The organism is Microbacterium maritypicum (assembly GCF_041529975.1).
In the GTDB taxonomy this organism is placed as follows: Bacteria; Actinomycetota; Actinomycetes; order Actinomycetales; family Microbacteriaceae; genus Microbacterium.
On record NZ_CP168030.1, the window covers coordinates 3646301 to 3662311 of the forward strand.

A 16011-nucleotide genomic window follows, 5' to 3' on the forward strand; every position below is an offset into this window, starting at 1 on the left:
CCGCGACCCGGACATCCCGGCGAGCTTCCAGGAGGAACGACCATGTCCACATCCAGACCCCTGTCACCCGCGAAGCGATGGCTCGGCCTCGTGCTGATCGCCACCGCGCAGTTCGTCGTGATCATGGACACGTCGATCATCGGCGTCGCCCTGCCCGACATCCAGAGGGCTCTCGGCTTCACCCCCGAGTCGCTGTCCTGGGTGTTCAACGCCTACGTCGTCGCCTTCGGCGGCCTGCTCCTGCTGGGCGGACGCCTCTCCGACGCATTCGGCGCCCGCAAGATCTTCGTGCTCGGCTGGATCGTCCTCATCGTCGGCTCGATCATGGCCGGAGCCGCCGGCACGGTCGGCGTCGAGATCGCCGGACGCGCCATCCAGGGCGCCGGGTCCGCGATGATCGCCCCCGCAGCCCTGACTCTGCTCATGATGCTGTTCGGCGGCACCTCCGACCTCCCCAAGGCGTTCGCCGTCTATGGCGCCGCCGCGCCCATCGGCGGCACGGCCGGCGTCTTCCTCGGCGGTGTCCTGACCGAGTACGCGAGCTGGCCCTGGGTGTTCTACGTCACGGTCCCGATCGCGCTCATCGTGCTCGCCTTCGCCGCGACAGCTCTCCCCCGCACCGTCCGCAAGGCATCGGGCTCGATCGACATCGGCGGAGCCGTCACGGTGACCCTCGGACTCGCCGCCGTGGTCTACGCCGTCGTCAACGCACCGGAGATCGGCTGGCTCACCTGGTCCACGCTGGGGATGCTGGCAGCCGGCATCGTCCTGCTGCTGATCTTCTTCCTCATCCAGGCCCGCAGCCGCAACCCGCTGCTGCGCCTCGGCCTGCTGCGCGCCCCGCTCCTCGGTGCCGCGAACGTCGCCCAGCTGATGCTCGGCGCCGCGTGGGTGTCGATGTGGTTCTTCCTGAACCTCTACCTGCAGCAGGTGCTCGGTGCGAGCGCGTTCGCCGCCGGAGCCGCACTGCTGCCGATGACCGGACTGGTCGTGCTCGTCATGATCGCCCTGGCACCGCGGCTTCAGGAGCGGTTCGGCGCCAAGGCACTGATCGTCACCGGACTGCTCCTGCTGGCCGGCGGTCTCGCCTGGCTCGCGTTCGTCCGACCCGACGGCTCCTACGTCGTCGACGTCCTACCTGCCTCGCTGCTCGCAGCCCTCGGCATGTCGCTGGCGTTCGTCCCCTCGCTCGGCACCGCCATCAACGCGGCGCCTCCGGCGGAGACCGGCGTCGCCTCCGGACTCGTCAGCACCAGCTACCAGATCGGATCCGCGCTCGGCCTCGCGGTGCTCACGGCGATCGTCTACGGCATCGCCGGCCACGACTCCACCACGGTCGAGCTCACGCAGGGCTACTCCGCCGCCTTCATCGGCGCGGCGATCCTCGCCCTGCTGGGAGCGATCATCACCGCGATCGCCATGAGGAAGCCGCGGGCAGCGGCCTTCGTCTCCGAGGAGTCGGTATCGGCCTGATCCCCGGCTCTCCGACGACGACCAGTGACCCCTGACCAGTACCGGCCGGGTCCGCGCAACGGATCCGGCCGGTTGAGGAATACCCCTCATGGGTATACCGTTGTCACTGATACCCGGTACGGGTACCGAACGAGAAAGAGGATACGCGATGACCACGAACGAATTCCAGGTGACCGGAATGACCTGCGGACACTGCGAGATGTCGATCCGCGAAGAGGTCGCCGAGGTCCCGGGTGTCGAAGACATCCAGGTGAGCGCACAGACGGGCGTACTCCTCGTCACCGGCTCCGACTCCCTCGACGACGCGCAGATCCTGGCCGCCGTCACAGAGGCCGGGTACTCGGCGGTGCGGAAGGCATGAACGCCGGGGCGCGGCTCGCCATCTACGGGGCGGGGGTGGTGGTGGCGTTCGGCGCGGCATTCGGCCTCGCCCAGGTCGTCATCCCCCCGACCGTTGTCAGTGAGTGGACGAAAGGTACGGAGATGGAAGAGCACGGAGCACACGGCGCGGCCGCGACCACCGAGGATGCGGCGAGCGCGACAGCGGACGCCCTCAAGGGGCTCTCGCTGAGCCTCGAAGGATACGCACTGTCTCCGGTCGCGGCACCGGCGGGGGCGGACGAGCCCGGCGAGCTGAGCTTCCAGATCCGCGACGCGCACGGCACCCCGGTCACGGAGTACACGACCGCGCACGACAAGGACCTGCACCTGATCGTGGTGCGCTCCGACGGAAGTCAGTTCCGGCACGTGCACCCCACACTGGACGAGGCCACGGGCACCTGGTCGCTGCCGTGGGAGTGGGACGCCGCCGGCACCTACCGCGTCTTCGCCGACTTCACGCCGGCCGGCGCTGACGCACCGTCGCTCACCCTCACGCAGACCGTGCAGGTCGCCGGCGAGTTCACGCCCGTGACCCCCGCGCCGACGCAGGTCGCCGAGGTCGACGGATTCACCGTGTCGCTCGACGGGGCACTCGAAGCCGGATCGGCGAGCGACCTGACCTTCACCCTCACGAAGGACGGCACTCCCGTGACCGGCCTCGAACCGTATCTCGGCGCATTCGGCCACCTCGTCGCGCTGCGCGAGGGCGACCTCGCCTATTTGCACGTGCACGCCGCGGGTGACGAGCCGAAGGCGGGCGAGACCTCCGGTCCGGAGATCGCCTTCGCCGCCGAGGCCCCGACAGCGGGTCGCTACCTGCTGTACCTGGACTTCCAGGTCGACGGCACGGTGCACACCGCCGAGTTCGTGCTCGATGCCGCCCCGGCAGGGGACGCACCGGCATCCGAGGACGATTCGCACGACGACGGCCACTGAGCCGCGCACGGCGCCCGGCCGCCGGCCATCCGCCGCGGCCCCGAGCAACAGTCAGAGCAGAAAGAGAAGGACATGAGCACATCAGCACCCTCGAGTGCGGGGTCCGGCGTCGAGTTGGAGATCGGCGGGATGACCTGCGCCTCCTGCGCGATGCGGATCGAGAAGAAGCTCAACAAGCTCGAGGGCGTCGTCGCGACCGTGAACTACGCGACCGAGAAGGCGAAGGTCACCGTTCCCGACGGCTACGATCCGGCACTGCTGATCGCCGAGGTGGAGAAGACCGGTTACTCGGCCGCGCTGCCCGCCCCGAAGGGCAAGCGCGCAGACACCGGGTCGACCGGTGACGCCGAGGGCGAGGATCCGGAGCTGCGCTCGCTGCGCAACCGGCTGATCGGGGCCGTCGTGCTGACGGTGCCCGTGATCGCGATGGCGATGATCCCCGCGCTGCAGTTCATGTACTGGCAGTGGGCTTCGCTCGCCCTGGCCGCGCCCGTGATCATCTGGGCGGCCTGGCCGTTCCACAAGGCCGCGTGGACGAACCTCCGCCACGGCGCCGCAACGATGGACACCCTCATCTCGATGGGCACCTCGGCCGCGTTCCTGTGGTCGCTGTATGCGCTGTTCTTCGGAACCGCGGGCACGCCGGGCATGACGCACCCCTTCGAGTTCGCGCTGGCCCCCTCCGACGGCGCGGCCAACATCTACCTCGAGGTGGGTGCCGGGGTGACGATGTTCATCCTCGCCGGGCGCTACTTCGAGAAGCGCTCCAAGAAGCAGGCGGGTGCCGCCCTGCGCGCTCTCCTCGAACTCGGAGCGAAGGAGGTCGCCGTTCTGCGCGGCGGCGTCGAGACGAAGATCCCCGTCGAAGACCTGCAGGTCGGCGACGAGTTCATCGTGCGACCGGGCGAGAAGATCGCCACCGACGGCATCGTCGTCTCCGGGACGTCGGCCGTGGATGCATCCATGCTCACGGGCGAGGCCGTGCCCGTCGAAGTGGCCGAGGGCGATTCCGTCACCGGCGCCACGACGAACGTCGGCGGTCGGCTCGTGGTCCGCGCGACCCGGATCGGCTCCGACACGCAGCTGGCGCAGATGGCGCAGCTCGTCGAAGACGCGCAGACCGGGAAGGCCGAGGTGCAGCGGCTCGCCGACCGGATCTCCGGAGTGTTCGTGCCCATCGTGATCGTGATCGCGTTCGCGGCGCTCGGCGGCTGGCTCGGCGCCGGATTCCCGGTGACCGCGGCGTTCACGGCGGCCGTCGCCGTGCTCGTGATCGCCTGCCCCTGCGCTCTCGGTCTCGCCACCCCCACCGCGCTGCTGGTCGGCACCGGTCGCGGCGCGCAGATGGGCGTGCTCATCAAGGGCCCGGAGGTCTTGGAATCCACCCGCAAGATCGACACCGTCGTGCTGGACAAGACCGGCACGGTCACGACCGGCCGGATGACCCTCGTCGACGTGTTCGTCGAGGACGGCACCGATCGTGCAGAGCTGCTCCGGCTCGCCGGTGCGTTGGAGGATGCCTCCGAGCACCCCATCGCGCAGGCCATCGCCAAGGGCGCGACCCAGGAGGTCGGCGCACTGCCGACACCCGAGGACTTCGCGAACATCGAGGGCAAGGGCGTGCAGGGCATCGTCGACGGCCACGCGGTGCTGGTCGGCCGTGACTCGCTCCTCGCCGAGTGGTCGCAGAAGCTGAGCCGCGAGCTCGCCTCGACGAAGGCGCGCGCCGAGGGCGAGGGCAAGACCGTCGTCGCGGTCGGCTGGGACGGGCAGGCACGAGGCATCCTCGTGGTGGCCGACACCGTCAAGCCCAGCAGCGCCGAGGCGATCCGTCGCTTCAAGGAAATCGGGTTGACCCCCATCCTGCTCACCGGCGACAACGAGGCGGTCGCCCGCCAGATCGCCGCCGAAGTGGGCATCGAAGAGGTCATCGCCGAGGTCCTCCCGAAGGACAAGGTCGACGTCGTCACCCGACTGCAGCGCGAGGGAAAGACGGTCGCGATGATCGGCGACGGCGTCAACGACGCCCCTGCCCTCGCTCAGGCCGACCTCGGCCTCGCGATGGGCACCGGAGCGGACGTCGCGATCGAAGCATCCGACATCACCCTGGTGCGCGGCGACCTGCGCAGCGCGGTCGATGCGATCCGACTGTCGCGCAAGACCCTCGGAACCATCAAGACCAACCTGTTCTGGGCCTTCGCCTACAACGTCGCGGCGATCCCCGTCGCGGCGCTCGGGATGCTGAACCCGATGCTCGCCGGTGCGGCGATGGCGCTCTCGAGCGTCTTCGTCGTCGGCAACAGCCTCCGCCTGCGCGGCTTCAAGAGCATCGCCAAGCCCTGACGCCCCTTCCGCCACCACCGCCCCCACCGAAGAATGAGAGAGGAATCACCCGCATGACGAACGACACCGAGGCACCCGCCAGCTGTTGCAGCATCAGTGCCCCGAACCCCGCCGCGGCAGGAAACGGACGCGCAAACCTGCTGGCCGGCGGTGCGAGTGACGATCTGACGACCTGCCCGGTCATGGTCGGCAACCCGGTCAGCAAGAAGGCCGCAGAGGCGGCGGGCCTCTTCCGCGATCACGAGGGCGAGCGGTACTACTTCTGCTGCGCCGGATGCGGGCCGGCCTTCGACTCCGACCCCGCCAAGTACGCCGCCAACATGGCCTGAGAGAGGATGACCCCATGACCGATCCGCATGCGCACCACCACTCGCCCGCGCACTCGATGGATGCCCCGGAGGCTGCGCACGAGAACCATGGCAGCCACGAGAGCCATGGCGATCACGAGGGGCACGAGAACCACGGCGGTCATGGGGGTCACTCAGGTCACGGCGGGCACGCAGGTCACGGCGACCATGTCGGTCAGTTCCGACGCCTGTTCTGGATCAACCTGGTCATCGCGGTTCCCGTGGTGGCGTTCTCGCCGATGTTCGCGATGATCTTCGGCTACGAGGTCCCCGGGTGGGCGCGGTTCATCGCGCCGGTGCTGGGCACGGTCATGTACGTCTGGGGCGGCTGGCCCTTCCTCACCGGCGCCGTCAGCGAACTCAAGTCGCGCAAGCCGGGCATGATGCTCCTCATCGGCCTCGCCATCACGGTGGCGTTCCTCGCCTCGTGGGGTGCGACACTGGGGCTCCTCCATCACGAGCTCGAGTTCTGGTGGGAGCTCGCACTCCTCATCGTCATCATGCTGCTCGGCCACTGGATCGAGATGCGGTCGCTCGCGCAGACCACGTCGGCACTCGACTCGCTCGCCGCCCTGCTGCCGGACGAGGCCGAGCGCGTCGAGGGCGATACCGTCGTCACCGTCTCGCCCGCGGATCTCGTCGTCGGAGATGTCGTGGTCGTCCGTCCCGGCGGAAGCATCCCTGCGGACGGCCGCATCATCGACGGCACCGCGGCGATGGACGAGTCCATGGTCACCGGCGAATCCCGACCGGTCACCCGGGCCACAGGAGACACCGTCACCGCGGGAACCGTCGCCACCGACTCGGGCCTGCGCGTCGAGATCACGGCCACCGGCGACGACACCGCCCTGGCCGGCATCCAGCGACTGGTCACCGAGGCGCAGAACTCCTCCTCGCGCGCCCAGCGCATCGCCGACCGCGCCGCCGCGCTGCTGTTCTGGTTCGCGCTGCTCTCGGCCGCCCTCACCGCCGTCATCTGGACCCTGGTCGGGAACCCGGATGCCGCCGTGGTGCGCAGCATCACCGTCCTCGTCATCGCCTGCCCGCACGCACTGGGCCTCGCGATCCCGCTGGTCGTGTCGATCGCGACCGAGCGCGCGGCCCGCGGAGGCGTCCTGATCAAGGACCGCCTCGCGCTGGAGAGCATGCGCACGGTCGATGCCGTGCTCTTCGACAAGACCGGCACGCTCACCAAGGGAGCACCCACGGTGACGGCCGTCGAGCCGACCGGCGACATCGACGCCGACCGGCTGCTGCTCCTCGCCGCATCCGCCGAGGCCGACAGCGAGCATCCTCTCGCCCGCGCCATCGTGCGCGCCGCCCAGGAGACGGGCATGACTCTCGCGAAGGCATCCGGCTTCACCTCGTCACCCGCGGTCGGCGTGACGGCGACGGTCGACGGCCGGGAGGTGCGCGTCGGCGGCCCGAAGCTCCTCGACGAGGTCGGCGGGCAGGAGATCGCGGCCGCGGATCAGTGGCGCGGCGAGGGCGCCATCATCCTGCACGTCGTGGTCGACGGACAGGTCGTGGGCGGACTGAAGCTCGCCGACGAGGTGCGGCCGGAATCGCAGCAGGCCGTGGACGCCCTGCACAAGCTCGGCGTCGAGGTGGTCATGATCACCGGCGACGCCCAGGCCGTCGCCGAGTCGGTCGCCGCCGAGCTCGGCATCGACCGGGTCTTCGCCGATGTGCGACCGGAGGACAAGTCGAGGAAGGTCGCCGAGCTGCAGGCCGAGGGCAAGAAGGTCGCGATGGTCGGCGACGGCGTCAACGACGCTCCCGCCCTCGCCCAGGCCGACGTGGGCATCGCGATCGGCGCGGGGACGGATGTCGCCATCGCCTCGGCCGGCGTGATCCTCGCGAGCTCCGACCCACGGTCGGTGGTCTCCGTGATCGAGCTGTCCCGAGCCGCGTACCGCAAGATGAAGCAGAACCTGTGGTGGGCGGCCGGTTACAACCTGCTCTCGGTTCCGCTCGCCGCCGGCGTCTTGGCGCCCATCGGATTCGTCCTGCCCATGTCGGTCGGGGCTATCCTGATGTCCCTGTCGACCGTCGTCGTGGCGCTGAACGCCCAGCTGCTGCGACGCATCGACATCACCCCCGAAGCGAGCACGCGCGCCGTCCTCGGCCGCTGAAACCCGATCATGCGACGAAGGAAGCAGAGATGACCCCCGAAGCGACGGCTGACGAACACGCCCACGGCTACATCACCGACAAGACCAAGTACCTGAACCGGATGCGCCGCATCGAGGGCCAGGCCCGCGGGATCACGAAGATGGTCGACGACGAGAAGTACTGCATCGACATCCTCACCCAGATCAGCGCGCTCACGAGCGCACTGCAGGCGGTGGCCGTCGGCCTTCTCGACGACCACCTCAAGCACTGCGTCGTGGACGCCGCTCGCATGGGCGGCGACGACGCCGACGCGAAGATCAAGGAAGCGTCGGACGCGATCGCGCGGCTCGTGCGGTCCTGAGCCGGACGGGGCGACGCCGCCGGCCCGCGTCGGCGCCGCGGAACCGCCGGCGCCGACGGGGACCCGGGGATCAGACCGCCGGCACGACCTTCAAGTCGACGGCGAGCGAGTTCGCGAAGCTGATCGTGAGGATCCGGTGCGTTCGGTTCCCGAGGTAAGACCGATCCATGGGCGCGTACTTCGCTTCGCGGTCCACACCCCAGTCGATGATGAACCTCATGCCGCCTCGAGTGACCGTGATCCCTCGGGTGACCGTGATGGTCTCCTGTCCGTACGGCGCCGGCGTGCCGTTGGCGAAGACCACCTGATCGTCGGTGCCGATGATGAGCGGGATGCGCTCGCGTGACGCTCCCGGCGTCATCAGCGCACGCCTGATCCCATCCGGGCGATGGGTCACATCCGTGGTGACGGCGCCGTCCGCGGTCACGTACCTGGTGGTGAAGGTACCCGTGTATCCGGTCAGGGCATCCGCCGGGATCACAGTGCCCGATGCGCTGGACCCGGCATGATGCGTCGCCGTCACCGGACCCCGCGATGAAGCCGTCCCGACCGTGTCGGCGACGGTCGTCCAGTCATCCGGACCCGTGCTGTTCACGGTGAGGGCGAGCATCCCCGCGACGGGGTGCCAGAACGCGTTCGTCCCCATCCGCTGGAGCGAGTTCTGCCGCACGCCGTAGAGGCCGGCGGTGTAGTAGCCGGGGCGGCGGACGAACACATACTGCTGATCGAGGGTGCCTTTGCGCAGCTCGGTGAATGTGCTCTCGGCCCGATACCGCAGCGCGGCGACCTGGGCATCGCGCTGCGCCGCGGGCACCCCGATCGGCGCCTGCGGGACATGCATGTGCAGCCGTGGCGACGAATCCTGCTTCTGTCTCGGGGCCACGGGTGCCGCCGAGGAGCTCCACGCGTTTCGCGCCTGCGTCTTCTCCTCCGCGCTCGCGTAGAAGGCACGCAGCGCGGGCACGTGCGGCAGCAGCGTCCGCGCGAGGGCGCTGCGATCCAGATCGTCCACGGGGGTGGTGACGAACGTCGCGACGATGTTGCGCGCACTCGTCCCGGAGAGGATGAAGCCTTCGTTCCGCCCGGGTTCCATGACGACGACGTACCCCCACCACGCGGCGAACCGCTCCGCCAGCTGGATGATCGACGGGTCAGGCAGCCTCTTGTAGAGGGCGCCGAGATCGGGCAGCATCACGTCGAAGTTGTATCCGGCATCCGGCGCGACGGGTTCGTGGAAGAACCCGGCCGGAGCCTGGCCGTCCTTCAGGATGATCTGCAGCCGGTTCGGAACGGAGGCGCTCACCGCGGGCTCGCCGAGGATGTGCGCCGCCTCGACCACTCCGGAGAGGCCGGCGACCACCTGATTGGCGAACTGCACCGGTCGATTCCAATGCGGACGCGAGGTGTCCACGAGCCAGGCCGAGCTCTTGCGGATGGCGTCACGGATCTGCAGACGGCGGTCGTGGAGCTCGCCCGCGGCGCGAAGGTCCCGGAGGACCGCGGCGAGCGCCACGGTTCCGAATCCGGTCGGCGACAGGTGATGCTCGGTCGGGGAGTACTCCGGGTACGAGCCGTCGGCGTGCTGCAGCGAGAGGTAGTGGCTGAGCGCCGCGTCGAGCCGTCCGAGGAGAGCGGGGTCACGGTAGTACGGGTTCCACGGGCGGTCGTTGGCGTAGAACCATGAGAGCGTCGCGACATGCTCCATGATGCGGGTGTTGTAGGGCTGGTTCGGAGTGCGCCACCAGCCGTCCTCCATCCATCCGTAGTTCGGCGCGACGTCCCGGACACTGTTGGCGAGAGGTGCGACGATCATCAGGTAGGCGGCCAGCACCTGCTCGTTCGGGGCGAACTGGGAGCGCACCGGCTGCCCGGCGGGGAGCGGCGCGACGAGCGGCAACACCGTGCCGGCCGATGTCGCCAGCGCAGGCGACGCCCCCGCGTTCCCTATGGCGAGCAGCGCCGCGGCGGCGCTCGCACCGACCAGGAAGTTCCTTCGGCTGAGCGCCGGCAGCATCTGCGGGCGGGTCTCATCCTCATGCATCATCTCGACTCCTTCGTCTCTGACCGGGGCATGGTGAGTGGCGACGACGCCCGGTCCGCGTCGTCGCTGTGGGGGAAGTCAGCTCATCCCTTGAGCCCCGTCTGGGCGAGGCCCTGAACGAACTGCTTCTGCGCGATGAGGAACACCACGAGGATCGGGACGACCGTGAGAGACGCTGCGCCGAGCTGCGTGTTCCACATCTGCTCGCCGTAGAAGTCCTGATAGCGGGTGATCGCGAGTCCGAGGGTGAACTTCTCGGGTGTGCGCAGGAAGATGAGCGCCTCGAAGTACATGTTGAACGAGCGCAGGAACGCCATGATCCCGACGGCCGCGATCGCCGGCGTCGCCAACGGGAGGGCGATGCGGAAGAACACCCCGGCCCGTGTGACGCCGTCCAGCCGGGCCGCTTCCTCGTAGTCCTTGGGGAAGCTGAGGAAGTGCTGCCGGAAGATGAACACGGAGACGACCGCGGTCGGCCCGAAGATCGGGAGGATGATGAGCGGCCAGTGGGTGTCGTTGAGCCCCATGGCGTTCACCGCCGTGAAGATCGGGATGATCGTCACCTCGGTCGGCACCATCATCGCCGCGAGCAGCAGGGTGAAGGCCGCGTTGCGCAGCGGGAACCGGATCCGCGCGAAGGCGTAGCCGGCCATCGCCGAGAGCAGGATCGACGACACGGTGACGATCGCCGCGATGTACATCGAGTTCCCGTACTGCTGCAGGAACGGCTGGGCGGTGAACACCTGCACGAAGCCGTCGAGGGTCCACTCCCTGGGCAGCAGCGTCGGCGGCTGGAGGAAGATCTCGTTCGCGGGCTTGAAGGACGAGAAGAACATCCACAGGGTCGGATACAGGAACGGCACCGACACCACGACGAGCAGGACGTAGAGCACGACGGTGTTGATCCTGGAGCGGCTGCGGGCCGCCTTCGACGTCTCAGACCTCATCGTGCACCCACTTGCGTCGCGTGGTCCACTGCAGCATCGTCAGGGCCAGGATGATGGCGAACAGAACGACACCGATCGCGCTGGCGTAGCCGAACTGCTGGCTGACGAAAGCGGTGCGGTAGAGGAGGAACGGCAGGACGTTGGTCGAATCCCCCGGACCACCTCCGGTGAGCAGCTGCACGGGTGCGAAGACTTCGAGTGAGCCGATCGTGGTGAGGATGCCGGTGAGCAGGATCGTCGGAGCGATCATCGGCACGGTGATGGCCCAGAACGACCGCCACGGCGTCGCACCGTCGAGCTGGGCGGCCTCCCGGATCTCCTCGGGCACGCTCTGCAGCGCGGCGAGGAAGAGCACCATGTTCATGCCGACGCCCTTGAAGACCTGCACCACGACGAGCGAGATCAGGGAGGTGGAGGGATCTGCCAGCCAATTGGGGCCGTCGATCCCGAGCATCCGCAGCGCTCCGTTGATGCCGCCATCCGGGGCGAGGAGGAACCCCCAGGTCACCGACCAGGCGACGACCGACACCACGACGGGCGAGAAGAAGATCGTGCGGAATCCGGTGATGCCCTTCATCCGCCGATTGAGGAGCACGGCGAGGCTGATGGCGATCACGAGGTTCAGGATGAGGACGCCGGCACTGAACAGCAGGCTCGCGACGACAGAGGCGGAGAAGGTCGGGTCCGCGAAGAGACGCGAGTAGTTGTCGAGCCCGATGAACTCCATGCCGCCGGTGAGCGGACGCCATTCGTTGAAGCTGTACCAGATGACGAAGAGGAAGGGGACGACACCGAGGACGATGACGCCGAGGACCTGGGGCGCGACGAAGGCCACGCCGAGCCAGCGATCCCCGTCAGGACGGGGACGCCGGCTCGGCAGGGCTCTTCGATCGTTCGCCGCGACGGTGCGTGCGGTCACGCGGTCAGCCCTTGAGCGTCGGCGAGATCTGCTCGCAGATGCCGGTGACCGCGGTCTCGACGTCGCCGCCCGACCACACCGGGTCGAGACCCGCACGGACCTTGTCGGAGAACTGGGAGAGCACCGGGTGCTGCGGCTTGACCGAGGCGTCGGGGACCACGTCGATGATCGCCGACTGGATCTCGTCGGGCGAGAGCTTCGGCGCTGCCTGCGAGAGCGTCTCCACGTTGAGCAGGGACTCACGGGGCGGCGGGAAGAACTGCGCGAGGAGCTCGGCGTTCGTGGGGTTGGTCAGGTAGGCGAGGAAGCCTGCCGCCTGATCCTGGTTCTCACTGCGCTCGAGGACGCTCACGCCCGCCTGGCCGACGATCGGGTGGTACCCCTCCGGTCCCGCGGGCAGCGGGAGGAACGACCACTCGAAGCTGTCGTCGAGGCTCCCCGACTGGCTGAGCTGAGCGACGCTAAAGGCGACGTCACCGCTCGCAAATGCAGCGGGCGCCGCGTTGCCGGAGACGGCAGGGATCGCTCCCCTGTCGATCTGGTCCTGGTACCACGTGAGGTACTCGATCATCTCGGGAGAGGCGAACTCGCAGGTCGTACCGTCTTCGGACCACGGCGCGGCGCCCCATGCGTTCCCGAGCATGGTCACGGCACTCCAGTTCGTCGGGTTGAACGTGGGCACGTTCAGCCCTGTCGCTCCCGTCTCGCCGTTCACCGCCGCAGCGATGTCCGCGACCGTGTCCCACGTGTAGTCGGGAGTGCTGACGAGCGACTCGACATCCGGCTGGCCCGCGGCCGCGACGAGGTCATCGTTGACGTAGAGCGCGAAGGGGGAGTTCGAGAACGGATACGCGTAGACGCCTCCGTCGTCGTCCTGCCACGGCGCGAGCGCGGCCGGGAGGATGTCGTCGAGGTCGTAGCCGTCGGCGCCCTCCAGGGTTTCACGCACGTCGTGCAGGATCCCGGAGTCGACGAACTCGGGACCGCTCGCCTCCGGGATCCAGGCGAGATCGGGAACGTCGCCGCCGGCGATCTGCGTCGTCAGCCCGGCGACGTAGTCCGGGTTCGTGACGGGTTCGAAAGTGATCGACGAGACTTCGTCGCCGTGCTCTTCGACGTAGGCATCGCCGATCTCCTGCAGCAGCGCCAGGTGACCTTCGTTGGAGGACCAGAGCGCCATGGTCAGGTCGACGGGGCCTGAGGCGCCGCTGTCGGTACCGGCGCAGGCGCTGAGGGACACCGCCAGAACTCCGGTGAGCGCGATGGCAGCCCCTCGGGATCGGGTAGCTCGCATGAAGTACTCCTTCGGACTCATTGACGCGCCTCGTAGCGCGCTGAAAGAAAAAGTACCAGAACTATCGAGAATATCAAGCAGTATTTTCGATAGCTTGCAGAGGTGCCGTCGATCCTCGCACGACGAGTTCCGTCGCCAGGTCGGTATGGAAGGCCGGCGGTGTCGTGCCGAGCAACAGCTTGTGGGCGACCTCCACCGCGTAGGAGCCCATCGCCTCGGAGGGCTGCCGGATGGTCGTCAGCTGCGGGGCCGTCATCCGCGCGACGAGCTGGTCGTCGAACCCGATGACGCTGAGCTCATCCGGGACGGACACGCCGGCGCGGCGCGCGGCCTCGAGGACTCCGGCGGCCTGCGCGTCGCTCGCCGCGAAGATCGCCGTCACGCGACCCGGTCGACCCAGAAGGGTCTCCGCCGCCTGCAGGCCGGATTCGTAGGTGAAGTCGCCCTCTTCGATGATGTCGTCCCCGGGTTCGATCCCGGCCGAGGCGAGAGCGGCGAGATGTCCGTGCTTGCGAGCGATCGACGCCTGCGTGTCGGAGACTCCGCCGAGGAACCCGATGCGCCGATGCCCGAGCGAGAGCAGATGCTGCGTCGCTGCCATCCCCCCTGCGAAGTTCGTGGCGCCCACGGAGTACGAGTCGTTGTCCGGCAGCTGGTAGGTGTCGACCTCGACGAGGGGGACGCCGTTCTTCGCGAGCTTCGCCCGCTCCTGCGTCCTCAACCGCGACTTCAGCGCGATGACCGCGGTCGGACCGTTGCGCTTGGTCCGCTCGATCCAGCCGGCGGCGGGCGCCCCATCCGGAAGGTCGAGCAGCACGAGCTCGAGCCCGGCCTCGTGCGCCGCACGCATGGTGCCGCGCAGGATCTCGACCGTCAGCGGGGACGACATGCTCGAACTCGCGAGCACGACCACCACCGTCGCCAGATCACTCCGCGAGCGCTGCTTCGGCGACAGGTACTGCTTGTCGCGGAGCACCGACTCCACCCGCACGCGAGTGTCGGCAGCGACGTCGGGCGCCCCGTTCACGACCTTCGAGACGGTGGAGATCGAGACCCCCGCCTCACCCGCCACCTCGGCAAGCGATGGTCGACGCTCCTTCGCGCGCATGGGCACCCCTTCACTCAGTCAGCGTTCTGGAATTCTATGGCGAACCCGTCTCCTCTAGAGATTTTACTTGGACATGTTCGAGAAAATTACCTAGAGTTCTCGGGAAAGAAAGGTGTTCTTCCGTGACACGACAGCAGGCCGACCTTCTCATCATCGGCGGTGGCGTCGGCGGCGTCTCCGCCGCCCTCGCCGCTCTGCGCCGCGGCAGATCGGTCATCATGACCGAGCAGACCCCCTGGCTGGGGGGCCAGCTGACGAGTCAGCTCGTACCCAGCGACGAGCACCGACGCATCGAGGCGACGGGTCGTAACCGCAGCTACGCCCAGTTCCGCGACCTCGTCCGGGATCACTACCGGACGTACTACCCGCTCACCGCCGCCGCGAGAGCCGACCGGCATCTCAACCCGGGCGCGGCCTGGGTGAGCCCGCTCAGCGTCGAGCCGAAGGTCATCCTCGCGGTGATCCACGACCTCCTCCGGCCGTACGAGGCCTCCGGCCGACTCGCTCTGATGCTCGAGACCACGCCTGTCGCCGTCCACACCGACGGTGACCGCATCGCCGCGGTGACCGTGCGCGACCGCGAGGGCGTCTCGCGCGAGCTGTCCGCGCCGTTCGTGCTGGATGCGACCGAGCTCGGTGATCTCCTGGAGCTCGGCGGAGTGGAATACGTCACCGGCCGCGAGGCTCGAGGCGAGACCGGGGAGCCCAGTGCGCCGGAGGCCGGTGACCCGCTCGACATGCAGAGCGTCACCTGGTGCTTCGCGGTCGAACACCTCGCCGGTCAGGATCACACGATCGATCGCCCCGACGACTACGACACCTTCCGCGAGTGGCGGCCGCCGCAGCTCGACGGCGAGAAGATGCTCGGATTCCGACGCGCCGCGCACGACGGCTCCATCGCCCGCGAGTACACACTGCGGGTGAACGACGACGATGACCCCTTCGCCATCGACGTCGACCACCGCAACATGGACGGCGCCCCGGAACTGTGGAACTACCGCCGCATCGCCGCACGGCGCCAGTTCGAGGACGGCGCCTACGAGAGCGACATCGTCATCGTGAACTGGCCGATGAACGACTACGTCGGGGGCCCGCTCTTCGGCGTCGACGACGCCGCCGTCCACTGGGATCGTTCCAAGGCGTTGAGTCGGTCGCTGCTCTACTGGCTGCAGACGGAGGCTCCTCGACCCGATGGCGGTGTCGGCTGGCCGGGGCTCCGCCTCGCACCACAGGTCACGGGGACGCCCGACGGGTTCGCGATGATGCCCTACTTCCGCGAATCCCGTCGTATCCGGGCTGAACGGACGATCCTCGAGCAGGACTTCGACCGCGATCTCCGCGACGGAAGGGGCGCCGAGCGCTATCCCGACACCGTGGGGGTCGGCCACTACTACTGGATCGACCGGCACGCCACGACCGGTGGCAGCGCCGGTGGCGGCGGGCTCCCGGAGCCGTTCGAGATCCCGCTCGGCGCCCTTCTGCCGCAGCGCGTGCGCAATCTCCTCCCCGCAGCCAAGAACATCGGCACGACGCACATCTCGAACGGCAGCTACCGGCTGCAGCCCGTCGAATGGTCCATCGGCGAGGCCGTGGGGGCCCTCGCCTCGTACTGTCTCGACCACGGTGTCGAGCCGTCGACGGTGCGCGCGGATGCGCGGCACCTCGACGATTTCCAGCGCGACCTCGAGCGCGGAGGCGTGCAGCTGCGGTGGGACCCCGCCCTTCGCTGGTAGACCGCCGTCGGTG

At 68.6% G+C, this 16011-nt stretch carries 13 protein-coding genes; 8 read left to right on the forward strand and 5 right to left on the reverse strand.

Translation table 11 applies throughout. The features are described from left to right. The first annotated feature begins 42 nt into the window (after nucleotides 1–42). The 7 genes from ACCO44_RS17675 (at nucleotide 43) to ACCO44_RS17705 (ending at nucleotide 7956) form a co-directional block, all read left to right on the forward strand. The gene (locus tag ACCO44_RS17675; protein ID WP_372467618.1) at nucleotides 43–1473 is read left to right on the forward strand and encodes an MFS transporter; all 1431 of its coding nucleotides are present in this window, start codon (nucleotides 43–45) and stop codon (nucleotides 1471–1473) included. A gap of 148 nt (nucleotides 1474–1621) precedes the next feature. Further along, entirely contained in the window at nucleotides 1622–1834 is a 213-nt protein-coding gene (locus tag ACCO44_RS17680; RefSeq protein ID WP_029264444.1) for a heavy-metal-associated domain-containing protein, read from the forward strand. Beyond that, on the forward strand, nucleotides 1831–2790 hold the full coding sequence (locus tag ACCO44_RS17685; RefSeq protein ID WP_029264443.1) for a hypothetical protein: 960 nt from the start codon (nucleotides 1831–1833) through the stop codon (nucleotides 2788–2790). The genes ACCO44_RS17680 and ACCO44_RS17685 overlap by 4 nt, the downstream gene beginning before the upstream one ends. Nucleotides 2791–2862: 72 nt before the next feature. Then, on the forward strand, nucleotides 2863–5133 hold the full coding sequence (locus ACCO44_RS17690; protein ID WP_372467619.1) for a heavy metal translocating P-type ATPase: 2271 nt from the start codon (nucleotides 2863–2865) through the stop codon (nucleotides 5131–5133). A 53-nt stretch (nucleotides 5134–5186) separates the two neighbouring features. Then, complete coding sequence (locus ACCO44_RS17695; RefSeq protein WP_091032036.1) at nucleotides 5187–5462, forward strand: YHS domain-containing protein; 276 nt, start codon at nucleotides 5187–5189, stop codon at nucleotides 5460–5462. Between the two features lie 14 nt (nucleotides 5463–5476). Further along, on the forward strand, nucleotides 5477–7615 hold the full coding sequence (locus ACCO44_RS17700) for a heavy metal translocating P-type ATPase (protein WP_372467621.1): 2139 nt from the start codon (nucleotides 5477–5479) through the stop codon (nucleotides 7613–7615). Nucleotides 7616–7644: 29 nt separating this feature from the next. Then, on the forward strand, nucleotides 7645–7956 hold the full coding sequence (locus ACCO44_RS17705; RefSeq protein ID WP_091032040.1) for a metal-sensitive transcriptional regulator: 312 nt from the start codon (nucleotides 7645–7647) through the stop codon (nucleotides 7954–7956). Nucleotides 7957–8026: 70 nt separating this feature from the next. Here the strand turns inward: ACCO44_RS17705 and ACCO44_RS17710 are convergent, their stop codons facing one another. From ACCO44_RS17710 to ACCO44_RS17730, 5 genes are all read right to left on the reverse strand, one after another. Beyond that, nucleotides 8027–10000, reverse strand: a complete 1974-nt coding sequence (locus tag ACCO44_RS17710) for a twin-arginine translocation signal domain-containing protein (protein ID WP_372467622.1) — start codon at nucleotides 9998–10000, stop codon at nucleotides 8027–8029. A gap of 80 nt (nucleotides 10001–10080) precedes the next feature. After that, nucleotides 10081–10944 carry a carbohydrate ABC transporter permease gene (locus ACCO44_RS17715; protein WP_081859916.1) on the reverse strand — a complete coding sequence of 288 codons (864 nt, stop codon included), beginning with the start codon at nucleotides 10942–10944 and terminating at the stop codon, nucleotides 10081–10083. Continuing rightward, complete coding sequence (locus ACCO44_RS17720) at nucleotides 10934–11863, reverse strand: carbohydrate ABC transporter permease (RefSeq protein WP_081859917.1); 930 nt, start codon at nucleotides 11861–11863, stop codon at nucleotides 10934–10936. Before ACCO44_RS17720 ends, ACCO44_RS17715 begins: the two co-directional genes overlap by 11 nt. 4 nt (nucleotides 11864–11867) lie before the next feature. Next, nucleotides 11868–13157 carry an ABC transporter substrate-binding protein gene (locus ACCO44_RS17725; protein WP_372467623.1) on the reverse strand — a complete coding sequence of 430 codons (1290 nt, stop codon included), beginning with the start codon at nucleotides 13155–13157 and terminating at the stop codon, nucleotides 11868–11870. Between the two features lie 73 nt (nucleotides 13158–13230). Further along, nucleotides 13231–14265: a LacI family DNA-binding transcriptional regulator gene (locus ACCO44_RS17730; RefSeq protein WP_029264434.1), complete on the reverse strand. Its 1035-nt coding sequence runs from the start codon at nucleotides 14263–14265 to the stop codon at nucleotides 13231–13233. A gap of 122 nt (nucleotides 14266–14387) precedes the next feature. Between ACCO44_RS17730 and ACCO44_RS17735 the strand changes: the two genes are divergently transcribed. After that, the gene (locus ACCO44_RS17735; RefSeq protein ID WP_219860798.1) at nucleotides 14388–15998 is read left to right on the forward strand and encodes an FAD-dependent oxidoreductase; all 1611 of its coding nucleotides are present in this window, start codon (nucleotides 14388–14390) and stop codon (nucleotides 15996–15998) included. Nucleotides 15999–16011: the final 13 nt, after the last annotated feature.